Source organism: Marinimicrobium sp. UBA4209 (assembly GCF_002381585.1).
GTDB lineage: Bacteria > Pseudomonadota > Gammaproteobacteria > Pseudomonadales > Cellvibrionaceae > Marinimicrobium > Marinimicrobium koreense.
Genome location: NZ_DFTP01000040.1, coordinates 1 through 1,398, shown reverse-complemented (window position 1 = coordinate 1,398; position 1,398 = coordinate 1). Strand labels below are relative to the sequence as shown.

The window sequence follows — 1,398 nt, the reverse complement described above, 5'->3', positions numbered from 1 at the left end:
AGCCAGATTCGCCGCTTCAACCTACGCACCGGCGACACCATTGCGGGCAAGATCCGACCCCCGAAGGAAGGCGAGCGCTACTTCGCCCTCCTCAAGGTCAACGAGATCAACTTTGACAAGCCCGAAAGCTCCAAGCACAAAATCCTGTTTGAAAACCTCACCCCCCTGTTCCCCGATGAGCGTCTGCGCCTGGAAGCCGGTAACGGTTCCACCGAAGATCTGACCCCGCGCATCATCGATCTGATTTCTCCCATCGGCAAAGGCCAGCGCGGCCTNNGGGTGATCGACCTGGTGGCGCCGATCGGCAAAGGCCAGCGCGGCCTGATCGTGGCACCGCCCAAAGCCGGTAAGACCCTGATGATGCAGAACATTGCCCAGGCAATTACCCGCAACAACCCCGAGTGCCACCTGATCGTTCTGCTGATTGACGAGCGTCCGGAAGAAGTGACCGAAATGCAGCGCTCGGTGCGCGGCGAAGTGGTCGCCTCCACCTTTGACGAGCCGCCGGCCCGTCACGTGCAGGTCGCCGACATGGTGATCGAGCGGGCCAAGCGCCTGGTGGAACACAAGAAAGACGTGATCATTCTGCTCGACTCCATCACCCGTCTCGCCCGCGCTTACAACACCGTGATCCCCTCCTCCGGTAAAGTGCTGACCGGTGGTGTGGACGCCCACGCCCTGGAGCGCCCCAAGCGTTTCTTCGGTGCGGCCCGGAATATTGAAGAGGGCGGCAGCCTGACCATCATCGCCACCGCGCTGGTCGACACCGGCTCGAAGATGGACGAGGTGATCTACGAGGAGTTCAAGGGCACCGGCAACATGGAGATCCACCTGGATCGCAAGATTGCCGAGAAGCGCACCTTCCCGGCCATCAACATCAATCGTTCCGGCACCCGTCGCGAAGAGCTGCTGACCAGCGAAGACGAACTGCAGCGCATGTGGATTCTGCGCAAGATTCTGCATTCGATGGACGAGATCGCGGCGATCGAGTTCCTGCTGGACCGTCTGAAAGATACCAAGACCAACGACGAGTTCTTCCTGTCGATGAAGCGCAGCAAGAATTAAAGCGACAAGCTGAAAGCCACAAGCTGCAAGCAGTCCGCTGTAGCTGGTCGCTTTCAGCAGGTCAGGCCGCCTAGGCGGCCTGACTGTCAACCCACTGTGCTTCTGACCAAACACCACAGGCTGCGGCATACCACGCACTGCTTGCAGCTTGAAGCTTGAGGCTTGAAGCTCAAATGCAATATTCCGATCTACGCGATTTCATCAAGGGCCTGGAACAGCGCGGCGAACTCAAGCGCATCCAGACTCCCATCTCTCCCGTGCTGGAGATGACCGAAGTCTGCGACCGCACCCTGCGCAGGGCCACCCTTGCGCAGGGTGCGGTCGCAGACTTCG

Annotated in this window: 2 protein-coding genes; both read left to right on the top strand. The window is 60.0% G+C overall.

Annotation, left to right across the window (positions count from 1 at the left end):
* On the top strand, positions 1-1,065 hold a 1,065-nt coding region (gene rho / locus B3187_RS05405; RefSeq protein WP_286804984.1), incomplete at its 5' end, for a transcription termination factor Rho.
* A gap of 173 nt (positions 1,066-1,238) precedes the next feature.
* Positions 1,239-1,398, top strand: a 160-nt coding sequence (locus B3187_RS05400; RefSeq protein ID WP_286805018.1) for a UbiD family decarboxylase domain-containing protein, incomplete at its 3' end; no start/stop codon positions are given.